The 25,896-nt window shown below is 33.0% G+C and carries 26 protein-coding genes, 1 other RNA gene and 1 pseudogene; 7 read left to right on the forward strand and 21 right to left on the reverse strand.

Features of this window, described 5'->3' with window-relative positions; all coding sequences use genetic code 11:
• Positions 1-8: 8 nt before the first annotated feature.
• A complete protein-coding gene (locus tag BHY08_RS07040; protein WP_071457196.1) occupies positions 9-677 on the reverse strand; it encodes a TetR/AcrR family transcriptional regulator in 669 nt (222 codons plus the stop codon).
• Between the two features lie 150 nt (positions 678-827).
• Here BHY08_RS07040 and BHY08_RS07045 point away from each other — a divergent pair, with 150 nt between their 5' ends.
• Together BHY08_RS07045 and BHY08_RS07050 are read left to right on the forward strand one after the other, a co-directional pair.
• A complete protein-coding gene (locus BHY08_RS07045) occupies positions 828-1,817 on the forward strand; it encodes an NAD(P)/FAD-dependent oxidoreductase (protein WP_071457197.1) in 990 nt (329 codons plus the stop codon).
• A gap of 67 nt (positions 1,818-1,884) precedes the next feature.
• Positions 1,885-2,391: a phosphatidylglycerophosphatase A family protein gene (locus BHY08_RS07050; protein ID WP_071457198.1), complete on the forward strand. Its 507-nt coding sequence runs from the start codon at positions 1,885-1,887 to the stop codon at positions 2,389-2,391.
• Between the two features lie 4 nt (positions 2,392-2,395).
• On the opposite strand, the gene BHY08_RS07055 is transcribed toward BHY08_RS07050, so the two are convergent.
• From BHY08_RS07055 to BHY08_RS07070, 4 genes are read right to left on the reverse strand one after another with little or no spacing between them, the layout of a single operon-like run.
• Positions 2,396-3,034, reverse strand: coding sequence for a TIGR01906 family membrane protein (locus BHY08_RS07055; protein WP_071457199.1), 639 nt, complete (start codon positions 3,032-3,034; stop codon positions 2,396-2,398).
• Positions 3,035-3,037: 3 nt separating this feature from the next.
• Positions 3,038-3,802, reverse strand: a complete 765-nt coding sequence (locus tag BHY08_RS07060) for a TIGR01457 family HAD-type hydrolase (RefSeq protein ID WP_071457200.1) — start codon at positions 3,800-3,802, stop codon at positions 3,038-3,040.
• Positions 3,803-3,811: 9 nt separating this feature from the next.
• Entirely contained in the window at positions 3,812-4,426 is a 615-nt protein-coding gene (locus BHY08_RS07065) for a YutD family protein (protein ID WP_071457201.1), read from the reverse strand.
• Between the two features lie 11 nt (positions 4,427-4,437).
• On the reverse strand, positions 4,438-5,808 hold the full coding sequence (locus BHY08_RS07070; protein WP_071457202.1) for a bifunctional metallophosphatase/5'-nucleotidase: 1,371 nt from the start codon (positions 5,806-5,808) through the stop codon (positions 4,438-4,440).
• A gap of 82 nt (positions 5,809-5,890) precedes the next feature.
• Between BHY08_RS07070 and BHY08_RS07075 the strand changes: the two genes are divergently transcribed.
• Positions 5,891-6,364: a methylated-DNA--[protein]-cysteine S-methyltransferase gene (locus BHY08_RS07075; protein WP_071457203.1), complete on the forward strand. Its 474-nt coding sequence runs from the start codon at positions 5,891-5,893 to the stop codon at positions 6,362-6,364.
• A gap of 7 nt (positions 6,365-6,371) precedes the next feature.
• Here BHY08_RS07075 and BHY08_RS07080 read toward each other — a convergent pair whose 3' ends face one another.
• The 10 genes from BHY08_RS07080 to gpsB all read right to left on the reverse strand — a co-directional run bounded on the left by BHY08_RS07080 (position 6,372) and on the right by gpsB (position 14,816).
• A complete protein-coding gene (locus tag BHY08_RS07080) occupies positions 6,372-7,121 on the reverse strand; it encodes a tyrosine-protein phosphatase (protein ID WP_071457204.1) in 750 nt (249 codons plus the stop codon).
• Between the two features lie 119 nt (positions 7,122-7,240).
• Positions 7,241-7,825, reverse strand: coding sequence for a hypothetical protein (locus tag BHY08_RS07085; RefSeq protein ID WP_071457205.1), 585 nt, complete (start codon positions 7,823-7,825; stop codon positions 7,241-7,243).
• A gap of 61 nt (positions 7,826-7,886) precedes the next feature.
• Positions 7,887-8,063 (reverse strand): hypothetical protein, encoded by a 177-nt coding sequence (locus BHY08_RS11120; RefSeq protein WP_169817674.1) that lies wholly within the window; start codon positions 8,061-8,063, stop codon positions 7,887-7,889.
• The gene (locus BHY08_RS07090) at positions 8,064-8,744 is read right to left on the reverse strand and encodes an NAD(P)H-dependent oxidoreductase (protein ID WP_071457206.1); all 681 of its coding nucleotides are present in this window, start codon (positions 8,742-8,744) and stop codon (positions 8,064-8,066) included.
• Positions 8,745-8,807: 63 nt separating this feature from the next.
• Positions 8,808-9,698: a class I fructose-bisphosphate aldolase gene (locus BHY08_RS07095; RefSeq protein ID WP_071457207.1), complete on the reverse strand. Its 891-nt coding sequence runs from the start codon at positions 9,696-9,698 to the stop codon at positions 8,808-8,810.
• 112 nt (positions 9,699-9,810) lie between these two features.
• On the reverse strand, positions 9,811-11,154 hold the full coding sequence (locus BHY08_RS07100) for a TrkH family potassium uptake protein (protein ID WP_071457208.1): 1,344 nt from the start codon (positions 11,152-11,154) through the stop codon (positions 9,811-9,813).
• A gap of 105 nt (positions 11,155-11,259) precedes the next feature.
• The gene (locus BHY08_RS07105) at positions 11,260-12,762 is read right to left on the reverse strand and encodes a carboxypeptidase M32 (RefSeq protein ID WP_071457209.1); all 1,503 of its coding nucleotides are present in this window, start codon (positions 12,760-12,762) and stop codon (positions 11,260-11,262) included.
• Between the two features lies 1 nt (position 12,763).
• Positions 12,764-13,921: a THUMP domain-containing class I SAM-dependent RNA methyltransferase gene (locus BHY08_RS07110; protein ID WP_071457210.1), complete on the reverse strand. Its 1,158-nt coding sequence runs from the start codon at positions 13,919-13,921 to the stop codon at positions 12,764-12,766.
• A 75-nt stretch (positions 13,922-13,996) separates the two neighbouring features.
• Positions 13,997-14,369: RNase P RNA component class B (rnpB, locus tag BHY08_RS07115), an RNA gene on the reverse strand.
• 18 nt (positions 14,370-14,387) lie between these two features.
• Positions 14,388-14,816, reverse strand: a complete 429-nt coding sequence (gene gpsB, locus BHY08_RS07120) for a cell division regulator GpsB (RefSeq protein WP_071457211.1) — start codon at positions 14,814-14,816, stop codon at positions 14,388-14,390.
• 259 nt (positions 14,817-15,075) lie between these two features.
• Here gpsB and recU point away from each other — a divergent pair, with 259 nt between their 5' ends.
• The gene (gene recU / locus BHY08_RS07125; protein WP_084657214.1) at positions 15,076-15,693 is read left to right on the forward strand and encodes a Holliday junction resolvase RecU; all 618 of its coding nucleotides are present in this window, start codon (positions 15,076-15,078) and stop codon (positions 15,691-15,693) included.
• Entirely contained in the window at positions 15,683-17,959 is a 2,277-nt protein-coding gene (locus tag BHY08_RS07130) for a PBP1A family penicillin-binding protein (protein ID WP_071457212.1), read from the forward strand. Before recU ends, BHY08_RS07130 begins: the two co-directional genes overlap by 11 nt.
• Before the next feature lie 27 nt (positions 17,960-17,986).
• On the opposite strand, the gene nth is transcribed toward BHY08_RS07130, so the two are convergent.
• The 3 genes from nth to BHY08_RS07145 all read right to left on the reverse strand — a co-directional run bounded on the left by nth (position 17,987) and on the right by BHY08_RS07145 (position 20,488).
• Entirely contained in the window at positions 17,987-18,649 is a 663-nt protein-coding gene (gene nth / locus BHY08_RS07135; protein ID WP_071457213.1) for an endonuclease III, read from the reverse strand.
• A gap of 8 nt (positions 18,650-18,657) precedes the next feature.
• Entirely contained in the window at positions 18,658-19,362 is a 705-nt protein-coding gene (locus tag BHY08_RS07140) for a DnaD domain protein (protein WP_071457214.1), read from the reverse strand.
• A 199-nt stretch (positions 19,363-19,561) separates the two neighbouring features.
• On the reverse strand, positions 19,562-20,488 hold the full coding sequence (locus BHY08_RS07145) for a nitronate monooxygenase (RefSeq protein WP_071457215.1): 927 nt from the start codon (positions 20,486-20,488) through the stop codon (positions 19,562-19,564).
• A gap of 233 nt (positions 20,489-20,721) precedes the next feature.
• Here BHY08_RS07145 and BHY08_RS07150 point away from each other — a divergent pair, with 233 nt between their 5' ends.
• Positions 20,722-21,333: an FMN-dependent NADH-azoreductase gene (locus BHY08_RS07150; protein ID WP_071457216.1), complete on the forward strand. Its 612-nt coding sequence runs from the start codon at positions 20,722-20,724 to the stop codon at positions 21,331-21,333.
• Here the strand turns inward: BHY08_RS07150 and BHY08_RS07155 are convergent.
• Complete coding sequence (locus BHY08_RS07155; RefSeq protein ID WP_071457217.1) at positions 21,296-23,002, reverse strand: IS1182 family transposase; 1,707 nt, start codon at positions 23,000-23,002, stop codon at positions 21,296-21,298. The genes BHY08_RS07150 and BHY08_RS07155 overlap by 38 nt on opposite strands.
• A gap of 451 nt (positions 23,003-23,453) precedes the next feature.
• Between BHY08_RS07155 and BHY08_RS10770 the strand changes: the two are divergent.
• Positions 23,454-23,722: pseudogene (locus tag BHY08_RS10770) on the forward strand (transposase); the annotation flags it as partial.
• 186 nt (positions 23,723-23,908) lie between these two features.
• Here the strand turns inward: BHY08_RS10770 and upp are convergent.
• Both upp and glyA read right to left on the reverse strand, forming a co-directional pair.
• The gene (gene upp, locus BHY08_RS07160; protein ID WP_071457218.1) at positions 23,909-24,538 is read right to left on the reverse strand and encodes a uracil phosphoribosyltransferase; all 630 of its coding nucleotides are present in this window, start codon (positions 24,536-24,538) and stop codon (positions 23,909-23,911) included.
• Positions 24,539-24,618: 80 nt separating this feature from the next.
• On the reverse strand, positions 24,619-25,857 hold the full coding sequence (gene glyA / locus BHY08_RS07165) for a serine hydroxymethyltransferase (RefSeq protein ID WP_071457219.1): 1,239 nt from the start codon (positions 25,855-25,857) through the stop codon (positions 24,619-24,621).
• Positions 25,858-25,896: the final 39 nt, after the last annotated feature.

Consider the following 25,896-nt stretch of genomic DNA (forward strand, 5'->3'; position numbering starts at 1 on the left):
CTATCCTCCTATTTATCTTCAATTACCCCGTAGGCAATCCAATCTAGCTTCATATTAAATTCCGCTTTCGCTTTTTCAATGTTTATTTTTTTTCCCATTTGTTCTGAACGATAAATTTCATTAATTGATGCGTGCATCGTATAAAACAATAATCTTAATAATACTTTTAACTCTTTCACATCAGATATTTTTAGGTATGAATAATCAACATTTTTTACTAATTCTTCATACTGATGATATCGTTGTTTTTTTCGACCCATTATTTGTTTTTGTGTTCTTTTTTCAACACCTAACTCATCAAAAATTTCACTTGAACGTTTGTAATCCATATACATAAAGATGTTTTTTAATAACTTTGCATGCTTACTTTTTAAAACCAAATGAATAAAATAATCAAAAAATTCTTGCATGGTTAAAAATAAATTTCCTTTATTTTCTTTAAATAATGCCATGAATGTTGTTTCAGGTTCTTTTACTAAATTATCGCAAATATAGTAAAACACATCATCTTTATCTTCAAAATACTGATAAAAACTCCCTCTTGGAATACCTGCATACTTCACAATATTGGCAATTGATGCTTGGTGGATTGGAACATCAGAAAATTCTTTTTCACATGCTGCAATAATTTTTTGCTGTTTTTCTTCTTCTAAACGAAAAAATGTGAGACTTGGCATAAATTTACCTCCTAACTGATTTATGACATGGTGTCATTGTATATGACGCTGTGTCACAAATCAATTAAAAACACTTCAAAATTCAAAATAGTTTCTTTATCTAAAAATGTCATTTATACTTTGTGTATTGATTTAGTAAAGGAGTTTCACATGACAAAAGAAATATATGATATTACAATTATTGGTGGTGGACCTGCTGGGATTTTCGCTGCTTTTTACGCTGGAATGAGACAAGCTAAAACTAAAATTATTGAATCTCTACCACAACTTGGAGGACAACTTAGTTTACTTTATCCGGAAAAGCTCATTTACGATGTAGCAGGATTTCCAAATATAAAAGCACAACAATTAGTCGATCAATTAGTTGAACAAATTAAACCGTTTGATCAAACCATTTGTTTAGATGAAGAAGTGTTGCAAATTGAAAAAGAAGGTGCCATGTTTAAACTTATTACCAAAAAAGGCACACACTATTCCAAAACAGTAATCATCGCTGCCGGTAATGGCGCGTTTCAACCAAAACGATTAACAACTGAAGGTCATGAGCAGTATGAGGGAAAAGGACTACACTATTTTGTGACTGATATGGAACAATTTAGAGGAAAAGATATCATGATTTGTGGTGGTGGTGATTCTGCGGTTGATTGGGCATTGATGCTTGAAGATGTTGCTAAATCTGTCAAACTAGTTCATCGTCGTCCAACGTTCAGAGCGCATGAACATAGTATCAGCTTATTAGAACAATCAAGTGTCGAAATCGAAACGCCTTTTGTTATTCAAGAATTACATGGAGATGGAGAACACTTAACAGGTGTTACCTTATTTAACCCAAAAACAGATGACTCAAAAACAATTGACGTATCTAATTTACTCGTTAATTACGGTTTTTCTTCTTCACTAGGGCCAATAAAGAATTGGCCAATAGAATTAACGCGTCAATCAATTGTAACGGATTCTGCTACTAGAACATCTGTTGACGGTATTTTTGCGATTGGAGATATTTCAACGTATGATGGGAAAGTTGAACTTATCGCAACTGGATTTGGTGAAGCACCGATTGCCGTTAATCACGCAGTAAACCACATAAATCCTAAAGAACGTGTTCAACCGATGCATAGCACTAGTTTATTTGACCAATAGCTCATACTTGTTACAATTCTGACACTAGGTTATACTAGTTAACAATACTAATTAAGAAGGTGACATAATGACAATAAAAAAAGAAACACTTAAAAAAATGTCTCGACAATTATTATTAGATCGTGGTGTAACAATTAAGGACATAGCAGAACTAGTTTACTTTCTACAAGAAAAATACGTACAAGATTTAACTCTTGATATGTGTTTAGAAAACGTTGAGGCTGTTTTAAATAAAAGAGAAGTTCAAAATGCTATTTTGACAGGGATTCAACTTGATATCGCTGCAGAAAATCATCAAGTGTTAGAACCTTTACAAGAAATTCTTGAAACAGATGAAGGTTTATATGGAATTGATGAAATATTAGCATTATCTATTGTTAATATATATGGTTCCATTGGTTTTACTAACTATGGTTATATAGATAAAGTCAAACCAGGTATTTTAGAAAAATTGAATTCACATGAAGGCAATCAAGTTCATACCTTTTTAGATGATATTGTCGGAGCTATTGCAGCCGCTGCAGCAAGTCGTCTAGCTCACTCTGAACCCGACCGACTAAACGAAAACCAGTGATACTTTACGCATCACTGGTTTTTTTTAATTCTTTTTTTCCTTTAATAAGTAATACAATTAAAAATAAAATAAATAAAACAAAAAACAAAGTAAAACAATGGAAAAAATAGTCTTGAGGCAAGACTAAAATAATAGGATCTGTCTCAGGATAAAACATCCACGCATCGTTATTAAAAAAAACTTCGTGGAACAACACAAAAAATTGGTCAAACGCCACAATCATAAAAAAAGACAGTGTTGCTAGTCCCATCAAAATACCTTGTATCATATGTGACAATGTCCACACCATTTTTGTTTTAAATAAACGATATAGATACATCACACTTGGAATTAACGTGATAAAAAACACGGCATAATTTAACTGAAATAATTGCTTCACTTCAACAAAATGAAATGCGCCTTCAGCTGATGTTGGGAAATCTTTCATCGAAAGAGTTTTTATCCAGAAAAAATTCAAGTATCGCATCAAGTCGTCATAATTAGACATAATAGTTTGTTTGGAGTAATCCGTGTATTCTGTAATGCCTAAATAATTGATATCTAATTGATACAACCATCTTGCATTAATCGTTAACGTAATGGCTAGACTCAATAAAAATAAAATTAACACAATTCTTTTTAAATACTCTTTTGCTTTTACCACGAATTATACCTGCCACTCATCTAAAGAGTTAATCACCTGTGTCGGAGAAATAGGTAACGTTGGGATATCTTCTTTTTTAGTAAATCCAGTTAAAACTAACAACGTATCAATATCATTATCAATACCTGCTCGAATATCTGTCTCATAATTATCGCCAACCATCATGACATCATTTTTATTAAGTTTCAATCTATCCAACGCTTTTTCCATCATAACAGCTTCTGGTTTTCCAATATAAGCAGCACTTGTTTGGGTAGACGTCTCAATAGACGCAATTAAACTTCCAGCTCCAGGCATTAATCCTCTATCTGTCGGGATATTTTTGTCTGGGTTTGTACCAATAAAATGCGCCCCTTTTTGAATCGCTAAAGTCGCAACCGCTAATTTTTCATATGTTAAATCTGTATCTAGAGCCACTACAACATAGTCAGGATTCTCTTCATCTAGAATAAAACCTGATGAAAAAATCGCTTCTTTAAGTCCTTCTTCACCAATAACATAAACTCTATTTCCAAGACCTTTGTCTTTCATGTAGTCAACTGTTGCTAAACTGGCTGTATAAATCGTCTCGTCAGATACATCAATATCAAATGAATCATGTAATCTATTTTTTACTGCTTCAGGTGTTTTAGTCGTATTATTGGTTACGAATAAAAAAGGAATATTCTTTTCTTTTAATCGATCAACGAATCGTTTCCCTGCATCGATTGATTGGTTTCCTAAATAAATAGTGCCATCTAAATCTATCAAATACCCTTTATAAGTCATTTTTTTCTCCTAACCTTCTTTTTTCTTTATCTTAAAGTGACGCTCTTTTATTACATTGGTATTATTTTGTGTTGATTTATTAGTTTCCTTGTTAGTTGATTGATTATTCTTTTGTTGTTGCTTATTATTCCCCTTATACTTAGGCTTTTTATTATTTATACTGTCATATTTTTTCTCATTAATATGAGCTTGGTTTTTATTTTTTGATGACTTAAATGTTGATGAACGACCTTTTCGTTTAAACTCACCAATTTGTTCAATCACAAAATAAGCACATCCAAAATTACAAAACTCATATAAATAATCATTTAACGTGTTGATTTTTGCATCAAGCGGGGCACTCTTAAAGTCATCTTTAAAAAAACCACGTAAACGCAACTGATCATATCCCCAATCACCAACGATATAGTCATATTTTGCCAACACATCGTTATATCGTTTAATTAAAGCTTCATAATCAAACCCATCACGATAATCTTTTACTAATCGATAAGTCCCATTTGCTAGTGGAAAAGACTCCGGATTATAATTTGCTAACATTTCCAAGAGAACGTCATCAACTTCCTCTGGTTGAGTGTCGATATTTTCTACTTCTTCTATTACTTGTTTATTCTTTCTCGACATACTGTTTACCTCTATCTTTTAATGTTTAATTTACTTAAATAAATCGCCAGATGATTTCTCAAAAAACTTGGGCCAAGTATTTCAATTTTTCCTGCAATCTCAATTGTCGGGAAAAACGGTACAAATGCTATATGGTCGACCGTTACAAAACTATATTCTGCTTCATCTTCAATTGGTTCATTTAACCAAAAACCTTCGTTTGTTGTTTCATCATAATTAAAGCCATCATACCATACTTCACCAAAGTATTTCCCTCTAAATTTCATCCCAATAATTGGAAATCTTCTTAAAAAGTCTCGATTTTTGACTACTTCTTTGGCTAGTCGAATCATCTCTTTACCCTTTAAGGTGACCTTAATCAAATTCATCGGGTGTGGCAAGCTTGTATGGAGCTGTTTCTCGTTCACTAATCCAGGGCCAATATCCGTTAAAAATAATCCTGAATTTACCATTGCTACATCACATCCACTGGCTTCTTTCATTGCTTCTAATGTGGCAATTATTAGAGTCGTTTCCTTGTCTAATGCATCTCCTAAATTAGCCACCGACTTTTCTTCTAATAAAAAATTCCCATAACGATAAAATTCTTCACTTTCTTGTTTATCATGACTATCAGCCCATAAACTATCTGAACTAGTAGTTCTAGCAGATTTTTTTGTGATGATTCTATCTGTTAATTCTAACGTGACATCTCCTACATGTTCACCAAAACGTCCCGCCGCACATAAAAGGACACCATTTTCCATTAGCCCTTCAGGTAATAAATGATGCGTATGAGAGCCTAAGATAACATCAATTTCAGGATAACGTTGGGCCATTTTTTTGTCATCTATAATGCCTAAATGGGATAACAATACTATCACATCAGCTTTTTCTCTTAACTCTTCAACCATTTCTTTAGCTGAAATGTATGGGTCAATCACTTGCCAACCAAATGGATAATAACTTAATTCCATTGGCGCTGTTAAGCCAAACACACCAATTTTTGTATTCTCTTTAGTCTTCGTAATAATATAAGGCTTTGACCAATCTGGATAATCATGGGTATCTAAATCCTTTAGATTACTTAACACAACTGGAAAGTTGGCCTCTTTGTATAAGTCATTTAAAACTTGTTTACTATTCGTAATTCCTTCATTATTTCCAATCGTCACCGCATCATAATGAACTTGATTCATCAACTCGACATTGGCTAATCCATCTGTTGCTTCAGTTAAAGGGTGGACACGGTCTAAAAAGTCGCCAACATCAAAAGTAAAAACCGTTTCTTTTTCTTCTGTGTAAAGTCGTTTTGTGTCGTTTAGCCATCGTCTTATTTTAGGCCATCTTTCTATGTGTGAATGCATATCGTTTGTATGCAATAAGTGAATGATTTCTTTCATGATTAACGTCCCTTCTCATACCTTTTATACTATCATATCTCACTAAAATTGGGTATTATGATAAACAAAGGAGTGAGATAAAATGGCATATAAAGTTGGTCATTTTTTATTAGATATTAAAGCCAGTCAGTATGGTGTTACTAACATCTGTTTTTTAGAACATACGTCAGAAAAAATTTACGACTATTCAGACAATCCAATTACTCAACAATGCATACAAGAAATCACACAATTTCTCTCAAAACAAATCACACAATTTAGTGTTCCGATTGACTTACAAAAAGGGACTCCTTTCCAAAAAGCTGTGTGGCTTGCTCTACGTGATATTCCATATGGTGTAACCTATTCATATAAAAATATTGCTGAAAAAACAAATCATCCTCGTGCTTATCAAGCTATCGGCCAAGCATGTAAAAAAAATCCCATTCCCATTATTATTCCATGCCATCGTGTGATTAGTCAGTCAGGAAAACTAATAGGTTACTTTGGTTCATCTGAATTTGGTTTATCCATTAAACAATCTCTTTTAGCATTAGAAAAAGGAAATCAAAATTGATTTCCTTTTAGATAGTGTATAGTTTTTTCATGTCTTCTGAAAATGTTTCAGGTAAGTTTAAAACAGTCGTAAAATAATTTTCAACACTGTTATAGTGTGTTTCAATCAATTCAAACGCATAATCTAAGTAAGCTTTATCAACATTCAACATGATAAGCATATTCGACATTTGTTTTTCGCTTGCTCCTTTTTCTTTCATTTCTGCTAAAATAGCTTGATTAGCTGGTTTACGCGATTCATTCGTTTTTAAATAATCTTCTTCAATCGCTTTTCTAGAGACGTTTAAACTATGTAAAATCAACGCTGCACCAAATCCTGTTCGATCTTTCCCAGCAAAACAGTGGAAAAGAGTTGTTTCATTTGGCTGATTAATGAAATCACTTAAAAATTTTGAATACCCTTTTTGTGCATTTTCTGATAAAACTAATTCTTCATAAATTGTCATCATGGCTTTTTTAGGATCGTATTTAGGGCTCAATAATTCTTCCAAACTGGCACCTTGATTGGCTGACTCACCCAAAATATCAATGTGTTCGTATATCACTCCAACTAATGTATCATCTGGACTTTGACTAGCCTCAGTATCTCCTCTAAAATCAATAATTTTTTTTAAACCATAAATTTTAGTTAATGTTTCTTTATCTTTTTCTGAAATGTTAACAACTTCACCACTTCTTAAAAATTGGTGTGGCACCACTTTTTTATTATCTAAGGTTACAATATCTCCTAAATCTCGAAAATTTACTAATGTATCCATGCCTATTTCCTCCTAAAAAGTCATTTTATATACTACGCTATACAGTTTACCAAACTTACGTTTTATTTAATAAGATTAAATTTGAATTTTTTCCAAAAAAATATAAAAAAGCGATGAAGTTACTCACCGCCTGCGGAAATCATTTGATCTGCGACATATTCTACTTTGATACTTTTCGCAATCTCTTTTAGGTTTAAAATATCTTTATTGGTTAGTTTCTCTTTACCAAACATTGTTACTGAAAAAATGACATCACCTGTTCTAGCTTTATACATCAATGCTTTTTTATCTTTAGATGGTTGAAGTGCTTCTTCCATCACACCTAGATACTGAACTGGTTCTGCCTCATCCCATTGCACGCCATCTAATACATACCCCTCAATATCACCATACATCTTTTGTGTATTATCAAAAGCATCTATTTGGATATATGTTTTTTGATTATTTTCTTGTTGAAACGTTCCCCAGAGAGTTTCTTGCGTAAACTTCCCTTCAGACAATATGTCATATTTTTCATTATTAAAACTAATTTTTGAGTGACCTACTAGCATATTATTAACAACCGTACTACGCTTCCCTTTTTTATCTTTTACAACCATTCCAGTTGTACTTTCTGTTGTTTCTTGTGTTTGTGTTTTCTTTTCGCCACAACCACTTAAGCCAACCAAAAGAAAAAGTAATATTAAATAGTTTGCATACTTCATTGGATCTCCTATCAAATCTATTTTTCTTTACTATAACAAATTTTGACTAAAAGATAAATAACTACCACTCTTTGGGGCTCCAAAGTAAGCCATCAATCTCTCCTTCAGCTTGTTCAATTCGTTTGTATTGCTCTTTTAAAATAAACGCTAATTCACTTAAAAATGCTTGAACTTCATATGACTGTTCTTCTTGTTGTAATAAAGACAATTCGGATAATATCCACTCTTTTTCTTCCAATTAGTCCACCCTCATTTCTTCAAGTGTTGCTAGTAAACTATCAAGCTCCATACGGTTATTCTCCAATGTATCTTGGATAAATGACAGTCGATTGTCTAAGTCATTGATTAATCCTTTATCAGATAATTCTTTCAAACGATTAATCACCCATTTCTCACTTGTCACAAAACGGTGATCATTTTCTTTTGTTAAATACTGTTGGTAGCTAATGAGTAATTGATGCTTTTCTTTTTCTTTTAGATATGGGAATAATGAAATAGGAAATGGTGGTAAATAAGTCATAAGACATTTATAAGCCAATGCTTGAAACGGCCTTAACAGTTCTGAAATAGTAAAATGTTCTGTGCCACCTGCTTGAAATGCTGATAGTTTTTGTCCCATACTCATCACAATACCTAGTTCTTTTCCTTTCAATCCAGATTGGTACAATGATTTGGTCAATACTTTTTCTAACCAATTATATAGTATATCAGGAGCTGCATACCAATACATCGGAAATTGAAAAATAATTCGCTGATGCGATGCTAGTAATTCTTGTGTTTTCTTCAAATCAAAAGAAGATAGCTCTTCTTGAATATCGTAAATCGTGACATCTGTCAGAGAGGCGCAACTCTCTTTTAAAAATGATTGCACACCAGATTCATGTGAATTTGGATGCGCAATAACAACTAATGTTTTCATACCCATTCTCCTAATTTCAACTTTTCAATAAAAAGACCATCTGTTTTTCAGATGGCCACTTGGTTATGTATTTGAAGCATCAAAAATTGCATGCAACGTTTGTCTTAAATGGAAATCAAATTCCATGTCACTTTCTTGATAACTTAATCCTTCTGTTAATGCTCGTGAAAAACTTGCTATCATATCATGGTTTTCACTTAATTTCTTATCTGCTTCAGTTTGTCTTAAACCACTTGAAGAGGCCAACATTCTTACGACTTGTGGAAAATCAAGTAAATCATGATAAAAGTCTGGTTCTGATGGTAACGTTAATTTTAGCATAATTTTCATATCAGAATCTAAATCATTTAATTCTTTTATTAAAGCTTCTTTTAAATAGATTTCAGCTTGTTTTTTGTCAATAATATGCAAATCAATATCAGGTTCTAACATTGGTAAATAACCTAGTGAATACACCTTTTTTGCTAAATCAAATTGTTGTTTCACTAGTTGTTTAATTCCTTCTTCATTTGCCGCACAAACTAATGAGCGAAACTTAAATCCGATAAATGGAAAATCTTTTGCTTTTTCCACTAATGTATCAAATTCTGTTAACTCTGCCATTTGCTGCACACCATCAACTAAAGGAGCTAATCCTTGATCGATTTTTAAAAAAGGTAACATTCCTTTTTTATTCCAAAGATAGTCAGGCATAGGCTCTGAAAAGATGGTTCTCTCTAAAGCATCTTTGTATAAAATAACGCCTAATACATATTTTGATGAAAACTCATCACTAATAATCATACGCGTACGCATATCATGAATGATGTTATGCATCTCTTCAGATGTTTGATATGTTTCATCTGGCACACCATACTGTCTTAAGGCACCTGGCGTACTTAAATCACCCTGATCCATCGCTGCAATAAATCCAGGATGTGTTTTTACCATAGTCAATGTTTTTTCATCTAGCATGTCACATTCTCCTTTATTTTTAATATGCTCATTATAATACATAACACATCAAAATTTAAATTAAAATTTGAAAATTTTCAAAAATAATTTCATTAAAAAAATACCAGATTGTCTAACCAATTAACACTGTTTCTTTTGGATAATTAAACTTATTACCCATATCATTCAATTCTTTTCTCAACAAAGCATACATGACTGTATATAAACCAACACGACCAATAAACATTAAACACATAATAAGCAATTTTCCAAATATAGTCAAATGAGGGGTTAAGCCCATTGTTAATCCAACTGTTGCAAATGCGGACACGACTTCAAATAACACGTATTCAATACCTGAATGTGGTGGACTATACTCAGTCATTGATAAAATCAACGCACTTAACAAACACAATAAACTCGCAAAAAAGAATAGCACAAAAGATTTCATCACAATATTACGAGGAATTGAACGCCCTTGCCACTCCGCTTCATCTCGACCTCTTAATGTACTAAATAACTGAATTAATAATACGCCTAACGTTGTCGTTTTAATACCACCAGCTGTAGAGCCAGATGTTCCACCAATAAACATTAAAACAATGGTTAATATTAGTCCAGCATAACTCATTGAACCATAATCAATGGAAGCAAATCCTGCCGTACGTGGTGTGACGCTTAAGAAAAATGTATTTGTAACTTGTTTAAAGAAAGACATGTCATAAAATTTATCCGTAAAAGCAAATAAAATAGTGCCTCCAATTAACAAACTAAGTGTCACAGTTAAAGCTATCTTCGTATGGAGTGATAATCGTTTATGTTCTTTTAAATGAATCAAGTCATACCATACAATAAAACCAAATCCCCCAGCGATAATTAAGCCAGAAATCACAAGTAACATGTATGGGTTTTGTTGATAACTAAGCAGACTATCACCAAATAAATCAAAACCGGCATTACAAAAAGCTGAAATTGAATGGAATACACTATAAAATAGTCCTTTCCCTAATCCATATTGAGGAATTAATTGAAAACTCAAAAGCAACGCACCTAGAGCTTGCACACTCACCGAAAATCGTACCACAAATTTAAGGAGTTTTACGACTCCACCTTGATTATTCATGTTAAGCATCTCTTTAATGACAAGACGTGACTGAAGTGACACTCTTTTTCGAAACATCATTGCCACAATTAAGGCTATGGACATAAAACCAAGGCCACCAATTTCAATTAAAGTCATCATAATCACATGACCAAATGGACTTAAAACGTGTGAAATATTTATAGGCGTTAGCCCTGTGACACATACTGATGAAGTGGCAACAAATAAAGCATCAATATAGCTTAACTGTTTACCCGCTTGATGACTAATCGGTAAAAATAATAAAAATGATCCAATAAAAATAATGATTAAAAACATCAAGGTAATAAATTGAACCGTATTAAACCGCTTCAATCCTCTTTTTTGATCTTCCATCTCTTTTTCTCCTCTAACTATCTATTCAATATTGCCCTATTGTACCCTTTGCCATATACTTTCTCAACAAAAAAAGTTACAGAATCATCTGTAACTTTTTATAATTTAAGCTTTTACATCATATACATTAAAGTATAAATCACGCATGTAATCAATTAAATATTGAGGATTTAATTCTTCACCTGTTGCACCAACGATTAATTCGTTTGGTTTTTTAGAACTACCATATTGATGGATACGTTCAGTTAACCACTCTCTAATTGATGAATAATCATCACTTGCTAAAACTTCTTCCACATTAATATCTTGGTTCATTGCATGATACAATTGAGCTGCATACATGTAACCTAGAGCATATGATGGGAAGTAACCAAAACTACCACCTGACCAATGAACATCTTGTAACACACCTTCTGTATCATTTTCAGGACGAATACCTAAATACTCTTCGTATTTATCATTCCAAACTTTTGGCAAATCTTTCACTTCTAAATCGCCATTGAAAAGCATTTTTTCAATTTCATAGCGAATAATAATATGAAGTGGGTAAGTGAGTGAATCTGACTCAATTCTCACTAAACTTGGTTGCGTTAATTTCAATCCTTTGTAAAAATCTTCTGTTGAAATATCAGCAAATGTGTCACCTGTTAATTGTTTTAATAACTCAAATTGTTTGTACCAAAATGCTTGGCTTCCCCCAACGATGATCTCATTAAACAATGATTGTGACTCATGAATTCCCATCGAGGTTCCACCTGCAAGTGGTGTGTAGTCAAATTTGGCATCAACATTTTGTTCATACATCCCATGACCTGCTTCATGTATCACACCTAAAGTTGCCATAATAAAGTCATTGTCATCCCAACGTGTTGTAATACGTGCGTCATTACGGTTCAGGTTTAACATAAAGGGGTGAACAGTATCATCTAAACGACCTCTAGAAAAATCATAGCCTAATTGTTCCACAACTTGTGTCACAAACTCTTTTTGAATTTCTTTTGGTACGGTACGGTTAATAAAATCCGTATTAGGTGCTGTCCCTTTTTCTTCTAATTCTTTGCGAATAGACATGATACCTTCTTTTACTTGATCAAAAACATTATCTAATACTTCAACTGTAATACCAGGTTCGTATTGATTTAGTAAAACATCGTAGTCTGTGGCTTCATTTTTACGCCACAATGGAATGAATTCTTTCGTCATGGCTATAATGTCGGTTAAAATTGGCTCGAAAATTGAAAAATCTTGTTTCTCACGAGCTGTTACCCATACACTATGAGCATTGGATAATAAGCGAGAAAACTCTTGAAAGCGATCAGCTGGAATATTGTTGTTTAAATCATAGTTTTCTTTAGTTTTCTTAAATACTTGTTTCCCAAAGTCGGATAATTCTTCTGGATGATCTGAAAAATATTCCATATATTTTCTCATTGTTTCATTTGTCGATTTATCAAAGGCTATACCAGCTAAATAACTAGACATTTCAGCTCTATATTCAGCACCCTTTTCTGGCATACCAGTTTGACTATCCCATTCAGCTAGGCCGACTGCTTCATTTAATAGTGCAATTTCTTTCAAATAAGCTAAAAATTCTTGTTCTTGACTCATATTAGTTTGCTCCTTCAGTTTTTGGCTTTCTTGGTGGACGAGTTCCCCAATACTGGAATAAATCTGTTCTAAGTGCCCCGTTATACAATTTACGTTTCTTCGTCGCTTTTGCTCCGTAAAAACTTTCAAATTGTAAATCACTTGTTAAGATATATTTACTCCAAGTCTTAAGTGGACGATAAACATCCCCCATTTGTTTATATAATTCTCTTACAGCACCTTCTTCACCTAAACGTTCACCATATGGTGGATTAGCGACAATCACACCGTACTCTTTATCCGTCGTAAAGTCACTTAATTGCATTTGTTTAAATGTAATATCTTCTCCTAAACCAATTTCTTCTGCATTTTTCTTTGCAATTTCAATCATCTTAGGGTCAATATCTGTTCCCAAAATATCTAACTCTGTTTCATAATCAACTTGAGCGTCAGCTTCAGCTCGTAATGTTTCCATCACTGAATCATTAACCCAAGGCCATGATTCAAATAAAAACTCACGATTAAATCCTGGTGCCATGTTTCGACCAATCAACGCAGCTTCAATACAAAAGGTTCCAGACCCACAAACTGGATCATAGAAAGGTCTATCTTTACGCCACGTTGTTAAAGAAATAATAGCTGCTGCCATATTTTCTTTTAAAGGTGCGCCACCTTTTTCCAAACGGTACCCTCTCTTAAATAAACTTGGTCCTGTTGTATCAATTGTTAACGTTACTTTATCTTTTAACAATGCCACTTCAATTGGAAATTGTGCGCCTGTTTCTGGTAAGCGACCATATCTTGAATAGTATTCACTCAAACGATTAACAATTGCTTTTTTTGTCAAAGCTTGGCAATCAGACACACTAAATAACGTTGATTTAATTGATTTTCCTGATACTGGAAAGTTAGCATCCATTGGTAAAAAATCTTCCCAAGGCAATGCTTTAACTTGATCAAATAACGATTCAAACGTTTTTGCTTCAAATTCACCAACAACTATTTTGATTCTATCTGCTGTTCTAAGCCATAAGTTAGCTCGTCCAATGGTTTCAATATCTCCATAAAAAATAGCTTTACCATTTTCTACTTCACATTCAATTCCCATATCTCTTAGTTCTCGTCCAACAAGTGCTTCAATACCACTAGCTGCTGTTGCTATTAATTTATATTCTGTCATGTTTGTAACCCCAATTAACTTTATTTTAGAAAAAAAGCCTTCCATCAAACTGGAAGGCAACCTGATGTTGTAATCTTCTATAAGCCATGTTCTGTATTGATTACTGCCAGGTAACACTAATCAACGATAATCATCTGTCTACAGAAATTTTTCTGTCCCATCCCTAAGTTCATTTCCTTGGGACAGGTGCCCCTACCATTGTTTGGGTTGCTCGCTCGAGGGGTTTACCCGTTCCACTGATTTTATTTCTAAAATCACTTCGTCACTGTGGCACTTTCAAGGATACTCTAGCATAGCAAAAACCTTAGCTATTTTTCCTGCCGTTACCTCTAAAAAAGAAGTACCTTAATTTATGGTTTCATTAAGCACGAACACTACAAACATCTCAGTTTGTGCGAGCATGGACTTTCCTCACCTTACTTAACGTAAACTGCGATTATCCGAAAATTACAAATTAAATATTTAATTAAAAACGACGAGTCGCTCCCAAATCATCATTATTTAATACTTTTTCAGCTGCTGATGACAATGATGCACGAGCTTTTTCACTTACATCAATTTTTACAGAACCCGATGATTCCTCTAATTTTTTACCAAAGACTTCTTTTTCTAAGTTTGATAAACGTTTTAATATATCAAAGTTAGTCACAGAAGTTGGATTAGGTACTTCTTGTTTCATACGAGAAAGAGTCGCTTGACTTTGAGTTAATTGATCCACTTTATTAACTAATCGATGATTTTCTTCTCTTAAAGCTAATAATTCTTGATTATATGTTTCATAATCTTTAATAATGGTATCTAAAAACTCATCTACTTCCACTGGATCATAGCCACGTACTTTTGATTTAAATTCTTTTTGTAAAATATCTCTTGCTGATAAATTTAATTTAGTCAATTATTACACCTCATTATAAATTTCATTATTTTTAAACATGTTATCTTTTAAGTACTATATGTAACATCAATCTGATAAACTTCTTAGAAAATACGCTACACTGCATATTATACTATAATCAGTTTTCTACTATAACACAACACTTTTAATGAAAAAATTAAAATTTTTAGTAATTTCCTATACATTAGCTTAAGTTTATTCTTTTTTTCTTTTCATTGTATTTCAAGGTTTGATATAATAAAAGAAGGAGTGTGGTATTTTGACTATTAATTACCCTAATGGTATGTCTAAACATTTAAAAAAAGAATTCGTTACTAAAACAAAACAACCATCTTTTTCAAATCGTGGGATGTCTTTTGAAGATTACATCAATCAAAGTAACGAGTATTACCTATCTAAAGAAATGGCCATTGTTCATAAGAAACCAACCCCTGTTCAAATTGTTCATGTTAATTATCCAAAAAGGAGTGCTGCTGTTATAACTGAAGCTTACTTTAGAGAAGCTTCTACAACTGATTATAATGGCCTTTATAAGGGTCACTACATCGACTTTGAAGCGAAAGAAACAAAGAATAAAACGTCTTTTCCACTTCATAATTTTCATGATCATCAAATAAAACATATGAAACAATGTCTTAACCAGCAGGGAGTTGTCTTTGTACTAATATGGTTTTCCACTTTACAAAGGTGTTTTTTTCTCCCAGCTAAACATGTCATTGAATACTGGGAAAGCAAAGAGAACAAACGAAAATCTATTCCATTGAAAGTGATAGAAAAGGTTGGGTATGAATTAGAATTAGGAATCGCTCCTATTATTCCATACCTGACAGTTATTGATCATTATATATTAAAAGGAGATTCTGTTTATGAAAAATAGTTCGATTGGGACAAAACACCCTAATAAATCATCAAAACAAAAAAAACATAATACAAAAAAAGTGGTGTTAATTACCCTAACTGTCATTCTCTCACTAATCATAATACCTTTAATTGGTGGAGCTGGTCTTTTCTTTTATTACGCAAAAGATGCTCCAACACTTGATTATAAAAAATTAGAGGATACTCGCTCGTCGAAAATTTATGCCTCAAATGGGGAAATGATTTTAGAAATTGGGGAAAAGAAGCGTGAAACCATTGAACCTAATCAAATTCCACCAACGCTAAAACAAGCAATCATCTCAATTGAAGATAAACGATTTGAAAAGCATGCTGGTATTGATCCGATACGTATTGTTGGAGCAGCTATTTCAAATATTAAAGGAACGAGTAGACAAGGTGGTAGTACCTTAACTCAGCAGTTAATAAAATTATCATTTTTCTCGACTAAAAAAGAAGATCAAACCATTAAGCGTAAAGCTCAAGAAGCTTGGTTATCAGTTGAACTGGAGCGTAAAAAATCAAAAGACGAAATCCTTACATATTATATAAATCGTGTTTACATGGCAAACGGTATATATGGTATGCAAACAGCTGCCGAAACTTACTTTGGTAAAAATCTAGGTGATCTCTCTTTAGCTCAATATGCGCTATTAGCTGGTATGCCACAAGCTCCAATTGATTATGATCCATATACTCACCCTGATTTAGCCACTACAAGAAGAAATCTTGTTCTTAGTGAGATGTATAAAGACAAAGTGATTTCAAAAAAAGATTACGATGAAGCTAAAAATACAAAAATTGAAGATGGCTTAATTTCATTAAAAGAAGACTCAACCACACAAGTTGTAACAGATAATTATGTGAAGCAAGTTATTGATGAAGTACAAAAGAAAACGAAGAAAAATGTTTATACAGATGGTTTAGATATCTATACTAACATGGATTTGGCAGCACAAACATACTTATATAATCTTATTAATAGCGAAAACTCTTCTATTGCTTTTCCAGATGAAAAATTCCAAGCAACTGCAACATTAATTGATGTAAAAAATGGCGATGTTCGTGCTCAGATAGGTGGTCGTAATGTTGGTGACGGTGCAATGAATGATAATAAAGCCGTGACAGCTAAACGAAATATTGGATCAACTGCCAAGCCATTAGTTGCATATGCTCCAACCATAGAAGACTTAAACTATGGTTCCGGACAAATATACGCAGACATGCCATATAAGTATGAAGATGGAACTCCCGTTTACGACTATGATCGATCTTATCGTGGGAACTTGACAATGCGTGAGTCGTTAGTTGACTCTAGAAATATTCCTGCATTAAAAGCTCTAAAAGAAGTCGGAGATGATAAATCAAAAGAGTTTATTTCAAAACTTGGTTTAGATAATAATGTCTATGAGGGAACTGCAATCGGATTTGAATCTTCTTCTGAAAAATTAGCTGCAGCATATGCAGCGTTCGCTAATGGTGGAATCTATTATGAACCAAGTTATGTTAATAAAGTCGTTTATTCTGACGGGACAGAGGAAAGCTTTGAATCACAAGGAAAACGAGCGATGAAAGAATCAACCGCATTTATTGTAACAGATATGCTAAAAGATGTAATTAATCGAGGAACTGGAAATCAGGCTCAAATCGATGGTATTGTTCAAGCTGGTAAAACTGGTACTAGTAATTATGACGATGATGTTTTAGGTAAAGTTAAAGGAGAAGGAAGCCCGGATATTACATTTGTTGGGTATACTCCTAAGTATTCTTTAGCTGTTTGGACAGGTTACGATGACTATTTCCAACCAATTACATTGTACAATCAGCAACTCGCCATGGATATTTACCGGTCGTTTATGATGTATCTCTACCAAAATATTGAGCCCACTGATTGGAAACAACCATCTAATGTCGTTCGTGTTGGAAATGAAGTCTACATAAAAGGGCATACTAAGCAAACACAATCTTTATACAATAGCCCTCAATCGGATAACACAACGTATTATTATGAAACAGAAAAACAAACAGTTACTCCTCATTCTGAAAGCAAAGAAGAAACAAAAGAAGACACTCATACAGAAACTTCAAAAGAAACATCGGTTGAAGAAAAAAAACCTGACACAAATAATAGTCAAACAAATCAAAGTAGTAATAATAACGAGCAAACAAACCTTGGGAATAATAGTAATAACCAAACAAATCAAGGAAATAATAACTCTCCAACACAAGAGAACAAACCTCGCAATAATGATACAAAAAAAGATTAAATTAAAGAAACAAGGAAAGACATTTCGTCATTCCTTGTTTGTCTTTTTTATATTGATATTTTTTTGACCTTCAGCACACAGATCAAGTAATAAGCATCCCTCACATTTGGGGTTGCGAGCCGTACATTGATACCTTCCAAATAATATCATCGTGTGATGCGTATCGACCCATCGTTCTTCTGGTATTTTCTTCATAAGCGTATCTTCTACTTCAGTGACAGTAGCTGATTGTTTACATATTCTAAGCCTTTTGCTCACTCGCTCTACATGTGTGTCTACAGCAATTGATGGAACATTAAACAAATCTCCTGCTACAACATTCGCCGTTTTTCTTCCCACACCTGGTAAACTTTCTAGTTCTTTTTTTGTTTTTGGCACTTCGCCATTAAAGGTTTCAACTAGCATTTGAGACGCTTTAATAATGTTCTTTGCTTTTGTTTTATACAATCCTATCGTCTTAATCCGCATCATCACGTCTTCTAAAGAAGCTTGGGCTAATTTTTCAGCAGTTGGATAAGCTTCAAATAATAATGGTGTTGCCTTATTAACCGAGATATCTGTCGCTTGTGCACTCAATATAACCGCAATTAAATATTGAAATGGAGTATCATAATTCAACTCACCTCTAGCATTAGGATACAGTTCTTTCATTAGATCAATTGCTTCTATCGTCCGTTTTTTTGATAACATAAGCTCTCCTATTTATCACCAGGATTTAGCCAATTATACATTGGTACTTTTGGTAATGTTTCTTCCGTGTCAATTATATTTTTATCATCTATTTCTTTAAGACGTTGCTTTTGGTCACTTTGAATAGCTTGCTTGGATGTTAAATTCTTTCTCTCCCAATTAAGCAATATTCTATCCATATATTTTAAACTATAAGCTTGGTTTAAAATAGCTTCACGTAAAGCTAGTTCAATTAAGTCTATTGAATAGTTATCATTATCTAACCACTGTTGAACCGTTTCAAATTCAATTGGTGATAAAGAACGGCCAAACTCTTGTTCAAATTTATTAAATAACTCAACTCGTTTATTTTCTTCTAATTGTTCCATTTTTATCTCTTGTTCTTGTTCAAGTACCAATTCAATTTTCTGGTAAACACGTGTTAGGTCATATTTATCTTCTGTTTTACCAAACTTATTTCGTTTTGTTTCAATGGATAAAATACCTTTTGTCATAAGTTCTTGAATAATATGGTATCCACCATCTAAAGACATATCCATACGTTTAGTAATCATATCCATATCTGGAAAATAATCTCCTGAATCTTGATACTGTAATAATTGTAAGTAAAAAACTAATTCAGTATCTGTCATTCCAATCTTTTTATAGTATCTAAATAGTAAATTAGATACTGATGTTGTGCCATTTTGCAAATAAATATTTAGTGGTATCATTTTCTCACCCCTTCTTATAAAGTATAACAAAATATAAATAAAAAAACAGAACACTGGCTCATATCTAAAACGATTCTTGCAAGCTATATAGAAGTGATTAAACTTACAAATATATGCATTCATTATTTAAAGCATCTCATACTAAATAAACGTATACTTCAAATCAAGAAAAAAAGACAACGATAGCACGCTGTCTTTTTTAAATTTTGGGCAATGTCAACACTCTGTATTGTTGGATAATTTCATCATGAAGCTGTTGAACTGTTTTTATCTCATTGATTGTTCCAATGATTTGACCAGCCATAACTGAACCATTAACCATGTCTCCCTCTTTTACAGCTCGATACAATGAGCCAATCGTCAGCTCTTCAAGTTCGTCTCTTGAGACATCTTGTCGCTCTAATTCCAAATACTTAGTTGTCATTACGTTTCTAATATTTCTAACAGGTGCCCCATTATTACGTCCTGTTACAACAGTTGATGTTTCATTTCCATTAATAATTTCTTGTTTATAAGGAGCCGACACTGGACATTCTTCAGTAGACAGGTACACTGTCCCCATCTGTACCCCTTTTGCTCCTAAAGCTAATGCTGCGGCTAATGAACGACCATCTGATAATCCACCTGCAGCAATGACTGGAATACTTAAAGCTTTAGTTGCAGCGGCTACTAATGGCATCGTACAAACTTCACCAATATGTCCTCCTGCTTCCATCCCTTCAACAATCACTGCATCTGCTCCTAAACCTTGCATTTTTAATGCTATTTTGACATTAGGAACAACCGGCATTACAATCACACCATTTTCTTTTAAACGTTTCATATAAGGTTTTGGTGTTCCTGCTCCTGACGTAATAATTTTAACACCTTCTTCAATAACAACATCAATAATCTCATCACGATTTTCCATCATCAACATCACATTCACCGCAAAAGGTTTATCTGTGAATTGTTTTGTTTTGCGAATCTCATCTCTTACTTGATCTGTTGTCATACCACCTGAAGCTATAACACCTAAACCACCAGCTTCTGAAACCGCACTAACTAGCTCTGATGTCGATATTTTTGCCATAGCACCCTGAATCAGTGGATACTTTATTCCTAATAACTCATTAATTAATGTCATATCTATCCTCTTTCTACTCAAATAGTTTGTGAGTCTTTTACTTAAATTAATAGTACTCGTTATTGATAACGATTTCAAACAACTTTTTCTTAAGTCTCCTATAACTTTAAATAATAGGTGTGTGACGTTTACTTATACTTCTTTTAAAAAACTTTGATATTTTTCACAAAATACTTTATATTAATAATTACTGATAAATAATAAGTAAAATATAAATGAATAGAGGAAAAATTATGTCAAACGTATTAGTTATTAAAGCTCATCCACTAACAAAAAATGAATCACGTACTCTTACTGTACTTGATGCCTTCTTAACATCTTATGAAGAAAGTCATCCAAATGACACAGTCGAAGTATTAGATGTGTATGAAAATCATATTCCTGAAATCGATAAAGATATTTTAACAGGTTGGGCTAATTTAAAAGATGGTAAAGAAATTAATAAGGTTCAAGCAAAAAAAATCGAACGATTTTCTGAACTGACTGAACAATTTCTGAACTCTGATAAAATTAGCATTGCTAATCCTTTATGGAATCTAAATATCCCAACAAGACTAAAAGCATGGATTGATACGATTGTTGTCGCTGGAAAAACATTTAAATACACCGAAAATGGTAAAATGCCTTTAGCTCCAGGTAAAAAAATGTTACACATCCAAGCTAGTGGTGGCATTCATGCTGGTGAAGATACTTCATCAAAATTTGTTAAAGAAATTTTCAACTTTATAGGGGTTGAAGAAACAGATACGATTATTATTGAAGGTCTTGATTATCAACCAGAAAAAGCAGATGAGATTCTTCAAGGAATTATGGAAGAAACAAAAGAATTAGCAAAACAATTTTAAAAAAAAGAGGCTGACCCAAAAGTCTCTTTACAGAAAACAAGCATTCCAAAATGAAACCTCTCATTTCAGAATGCTTGTTTTTTCGTGATTTCTTACTAATATCCTTCCTATTTTTTCTCAGTTTTCTTAAATTTAGTGCCATTAACGCAAATCCCAGCTCCTGTGAAATCTTATCTTTTCCTCTTACAGAGAATCGATTGAATGCCAAATTAGCCTTCAGATTTCCAAAGGCTGGTTCAACATCTATTTTTCTTTGACGATATATTTCTCCTGTGACATCCTCTTTCAAAAGCTCTCTTACGTGAGCTTTAAAATATTCCCAATTCCCATTTCTTTGAATCACTCGATTTTTACTACTCTTCGCACGAGTACATAATGCTCTAACTGGGCAATTTAAACAAGACTCACATTCATATATTTTAAGTTGTCTTTTGAATCCAGATTTATCCGTTCGAGTAGAGTAATTTCTAAATTTGACTTCTCGATTATTCGGGCAAATATAAGTATCTGCCAATTCATTATAAATCCAGTTATCTGGAATGAATGGATTTTGTTTATATTTTTTAGTGTGTTCTTTCTGATACATTGTATAAGTAATTAATGGAGTTCTTTCAAAATCATCTAAAATTGCTTGATAGTTTTCTTCACTACCATAACCTGCGTCAGCCACAATGTATTTAGGTAAGTCAAAATAAGATTTCTTGATAGTATCTAAGAAGGAAATCATTGTTTTAAAATCCGTTGGATTTGAAAATGTTTCATATGCTAAAACGTATTGATGATTGGTTGCAATTTGAACGTTATATCCAGGTTTTAACTGACCATTCATCATGTGGTCATCTTTCATTCTCATAAAAGTGGCATCATGATCTGTTTTAGAGTAGCTATTTCTACCGTTATAAATATCATGTTGTTCTTTATATTTTTGCTTTCTATAGATAAAGTCAGAAAAAGCTTTCAATGCTTTTTTAGGCTCTTTACGCTCAGAACGAAGTTCTTTTCTCTCTTGAACATCTGAAGTATTTTCAATTTTAGTGCTTAAATCACTTACTTTCATTTCCAACTCATCAATGATTTGTTTTAAATTTCCTGTGTTTAACTCATCATCTTCTGAACAAATAGATGGAATAATTTGCTCTTCTACAAGTTGTTGATAATAGGACTTTGACTTTTCTCTCAAAGATTCTTCATAACGTTGTGTACTCTTTTTCCAAACGAAGGTATATTTATTTGCGTTGGCTTCTAACTTTGTTCCATCAATAAAAATAGCTTCTTCATCAATTAATTGTTGAGAAACAAGCTGATTTCTAAATTGAATAAAACATTCTTGAAGTATCGGTTGAACCAGTGGGTTCACTCTGAATCGATTAATTGTTCTGAAGTTAGGTGTCTGTGATTGCGTTAACCACATGGCACGAATGCTATCTTTAGACATAGCTTCTATCTTTCTGCCTGAAAAAATAGATTGAGTGTAGCCACACAGAATAAGCTTCAACATCATTTTTGGATGATAAGACGAAGTTCCCATTCGATGCTCAAAAACTGAGAACACATCCACAGGGATGCTTTCTACTAACTCATCAATCGCAAAAGCGATATCATTTTCTTCTAAATAAATATCTAAATTCAGTGATAAAGTAACCTGTTTCGTGTTATAATTCTTATACATAAATAGCACTCCTTTTTAGTTGGTTTCGTCACTTTAATTATATAGGATAGTGCTATTTTTTACGTCAAAAAAGGAAGAAAATCGAAAAAAGATTTTCTTCCTTTTAGTTTATTCTAGAGACTTTTGGGTCAGCCTCTTTTTTATGATCGTTTACTTAATGTGTCTTGCAAAACTCCACCTATTAGAAACACTATCCAACAGATATCCCATCCATCGAAGAAAATTCCCCATCCAAAAAAGATTAATAGAATAATCATCCAATACAAAGACTCAAATTTTTGGAAAAATTGATAACGTTTGTACTCTTCATATGGCACATGTACTTCTAAAACATTATAACTACTTTGGACATTTCCAGCATAGATAAAAAAGAAACAAGCAACTGCACCAAAAAGGAATAATAAACTTAATCCAATTGTTTCGCCAAATCTTGATAAAGAGCTAAAAATGAAAAAAACAGTATCTACAAGTCACTAAATTATTCATAAATCCTTCTATTATTAACTTTTTATAAATTCAGAAAGACCATCTACTCAACTAGTTTAATTGAGGAATTTAATAAGTAATTAAAAATATACAAAGAGAAAAGAACAAGTCCCTAATAAGGAATCTCTGAAAAGATTCCTAGTTTCTCAGTTCATTGAATATACCCAAAAATTTTCAGGTAGAGTCCGTAAAAAATTTAAGGAAATTCAAGATACGTTAGAATTAATATTTTAATTTAAAATAATAGAATGGATTTTCCGTTTACACAAAATTCTTGACGCTACCAACCGATTAAAAGTTATAGAATATTATGGAATCTAATAGTTATTTTAATAGGTTTTTCCTATTGACAATCGAAAAAAGAGATTTTTTCACAAAGAAAGAGACCAGAATATGTAGTCTGATCTCTTTTGAATCTTATTATTTTGTTCCAAATAAACGGTCACCAGCGTCACCTAACCCAGGTACGATATAACCTTCGTCATTTAATTTTTCATCTAAACCTGCTGTGTAGATATCTACATCAGGATGAGCTTCTTGTAAAGCTTTTACCCCTTCAGGAGCAGCTACTAAACATACAAATTTAATGTTTGTTGCGCCGCGACGTTTTAATAAGTCTATTGCCATAATTGCTGACCCACCTGTTGCTAACATTGGATCAACTACAAATAATTGTCTATCAGCAATATCTGCTGGTAATTTTACAAAATATTCAACTGGTTCTAGTGTATCATGGTCACGATACAAACCAACGTGTCCAACTTTTGCTGCAGGTATTAATTCTAACATACCATCAACCATACCAATTCCTGCTCTTAATATTGGGATAATCGCTACTTTCTTACCTGTTAACGTTTTTTGTACTGACGTTCCCATTGGTGTTTCAATTTCAATATCTTCTAAAGGCATATCGCGAGATACCTCGTAAGCCATTAGCATAGCAATCTCATCAACAACTTCTCTAAAAACCTTTGTTCCACAATTTTTCTCTCTGATAATTGTTAATTTGTGTTGAATTAACGGATGATCTATCACTTGAAATTTTCCCATAATACGATTCTCCTTTAAATTTTATTCTTATCTATTGTAGCCGAAAAAAAGGTAATTGACTAGTCAATTACCTAAAAATTTTATTTATAAAGTGGATGGCTCTTTAATAGCTCTACTACTTCTTTTCTGACTTTTTCTAAAACACTTTCTTCTTCGTGATATGTTAGTGCTTCAACAATTAATTCAGCGACTTTTGTTGCATCATCTTCTTTAAATCCACGTGTTGTAATCGCTGGTGTTCCAATACGAATACCACTTGTCACAAATGGACTTTGGCTTTCAAATGGAATCGTATTTTTATTGACAGTGATGTGAACACTATCTAAAATAGCTTCTGCTTCTTTACCAGTCAATCCAAAACCAGTTACATCAATTAATAATAAATGATTATCTGTATCACCACTAATTAATCGAGATCCTGGTGTTCGATTGATTACTCTAGCCATTGCTTTAGCGTTTGCTAATACTTGTTTACTATAGTCTTTAAATTCAGGTAATAATGCTTCTCTAAAAGCCACAGCTTTGGCTGCAATCACATGCTCTAAAGGTCCCCCTTGAATACCAGGGAAAATAGCACTATTGATTTTTTTAGCCAATTCAGGTGAGTTTGTTAAAATAAGACCACCTCTTGGCCCACGTAATGTTTTGTGTGTTGTCGATGTTACAACATCTGCATACGGAACTGGATTTTGGTGTAAACCTGTTGCCACAAGACCTGCTATATGAGCCATATCGACCATTAATTTTGCTCCAACACCATCAGCGATTTCTCTAAATTTCTTGAAATCAATATCACGTGAATAAGCACTCGCTCCGGCCACTATTAATTTTGGCTGATGTTTTCTTGCAAGTATATTTACAACTTCGTAATCAATGACTTCTGTCACTGGGTCTACGCCATATGACACAAAGTTATATGTTTTACCACTAAAGTTTACTGGAGACCCATGAGTTAAATGGCCACCTGCTGTTAGGTCCATCCCCATCACTGTGTCGCCTTCTTCAACTAATGATAAATAAGCTGCCGTATTAGCTTGTGAGCCTGAATGAGCTTGAACGTTAGCAAAATCTGCTTGGAATAAATCTTTCGCACGATCAATTGCTAAATTTTCTACTACATCAACAAACTCACAGCCACCATAATATCTGCGTCCAGGATACCCTTCAGCATATTTGTTTGTTAACACACTTCCTTGAGCTGCCATAACAGCTTCTGATACAAAATTCTCTGAAGCAATTAATTCAATTGTTTCTTGTTGTCTTTGTTTTTCATTAGCAATTGCATCCCATAAAACAGCATCTTCTTTTTTATAATCCATATGCAAACACACTCCCGATTTTTTATACCATTGTACCAT

This window comes from Vagococcus teuberi (assembly GCF_001870205.1).
In the GTDB taxonomy this organism is placed as follows: Bacteria; Bacillota; Bacilli; order Lactobacillales; family Vagococcaceae; genus Vagococcus; species Vagococcus teuberi.

Excerpts from the sequence above, each read along its gene's own strand:
- BHY08_RS07040 (WP_071457196.1), bottom strand. The coding sequence starts at position 677 with ATGCCAAGTCTCACATTTTTTCGTTTAGAAGAAGAAAAACAGCAAAAA.
- BHY08_RS07045 (WP_071457197.1), top strand. The coding sequence starts at position 828 with ATGACAAAAGAAATATATGATATTACAATTATTGGTGGTGGACCTGCT.
- BHY08_RS07050 (WP_071457198.1), top strand. The coding sequence starts at position 1,885 with ATGACAATAAAAAAAGAAACACTTAAAAAAATGTCTCGACAATTATTA.
- BHY08_RS07060 (WP_071457200.1), bottom strand. The coding sequence starts at position 3,802 with ATGACTTATAAAGGGTATTTGATAGATTTAGATGGCACTATTTATTTA.
- BHY08_RS07065 (WP_071457201.1), bottom strand. The coding sequence starts at position 4,426 with ATGTCGAGAAAGAATAAACAAGTAATAGAAGAAGTAGAAAATATCGAC.
- BHY08_RS07070 (WP_071457202.1), bottom strand. The coding sequence starts at position 5,808 with ATGAAAGAAATCATTCACTTATTGCATACAAACGATATGCATTCACAC.
- BHY08_RS07075 (WP_071457203.1), top strand. The coding sequence starts at position 5,891 with ATGGCATATAAAGTTGGTCATTTTTTATTAGATATTAAAGCCAGTCAG.
- BHY08_RS07080 (WP_071457204.1), bottom strand. The coding sequence starts at position 7,121 with ATGGATACATTAGTAAATTTTCGAGATTTAGGAGATATTGTAACCTTA.
- BHY08_RS07085 (WP_071457205.1), bottom strand. The coding sequence starts at position 7,825 with ATGAAGTATGCAAACTATTTAATATTACTTTTTCTTTTGGTTGGCTTA.
- BHY08_RS07090 (WP_071457206.1), bottom strand. The coding sequence starts at position 8,744 with ATGAAAACATTAGTTGTTATTGCGCATCCAAATTCACATGAATCTGGT.
- BHY08_RS07095 (WP_071457207.1), bottom strand. The coding sequence starts at position 9,698 with ATGCTAGATGAAAAAACATTGACTATGGTAAAAACACATCCTGGATTT.
- BHY08_RS07100 (WP_071457208.1), bottom strand. The coding sequence starts at position 11,154 with ATGGAAGATCAAAAAAGAGGATTGAAGCGGTTTAATACGGTTCAATTT.
- BHY08_RS07105 (WP_071457209.1), bottom strand. The coding sequence starts at position 12,762 with ATGAGTCAAGAACAAGAATTTTTAGCTTATTTGAAAGAAATTGCACTA.
- BHY08_RS07110 (WP_071457210.1), bottom strand. The coding sequence starts at position 13,921 with ATGACAGAATATAAATTAATAGCAACAGCAGCTAGTGGTATTGAAGCA.
- BHY08_RS07130 (WP_071457212.1), top strand. The coding sequence starts at position 15,683 with ATGAAAAATAGTTCGATTGGGACAAAACACCCTAATAAATCATCAAAA.
- nth (WP_071457213.1), bottom strand. The coding sequence starts at position 18,649 with ATGTTATCAAAAAAACGGACGATAGAAGCAATTGATCTAATGAAAGAA.
- BHY08_RS07140 (WP_071457214.1), bottom strand. The coding sequence starts at position 19,362 with ATGATACCACTAAATATTTATTTGCAAAATGGCACAACATCAGTATCT.
- BHY08_RS07145 (WP_071457215.1), bottom strand. The coding sequence starts at position 20,488 with ATGACATTAATTAATGAGTTATTAGGAATAAAGTATCCACTGATTCAG.
- BHY08_RS07150 (WP_071457216.1), top strand. The coding sequence starts at position 20,722 with ATGTCAAACGTATTAGTTATTAAAGCTCATCCACTAACAAAAAATGAA.
- BHY08_RS07155 (WP_071457217.1), bottom strand. The coding sequence starts at position 23,002 with ATGTATAAGAATTATAACACGAAACAGGTTACTTTATCACTGAATTTA.
- upp (WP_071457218.1), bottom strand. The coding sequence starts at position 24,538 with ATGGGAAAATTTCAAGTGATAGATCATCCGTTAATTCAACACAAATTA.
- glyA (WP_071457219.1), bottom strand. The coding sequence starts at position 25,857 with ATGGATTATAAAAAAGAAGATGCTGTTTTATGGGATGCAATTGCTAAT.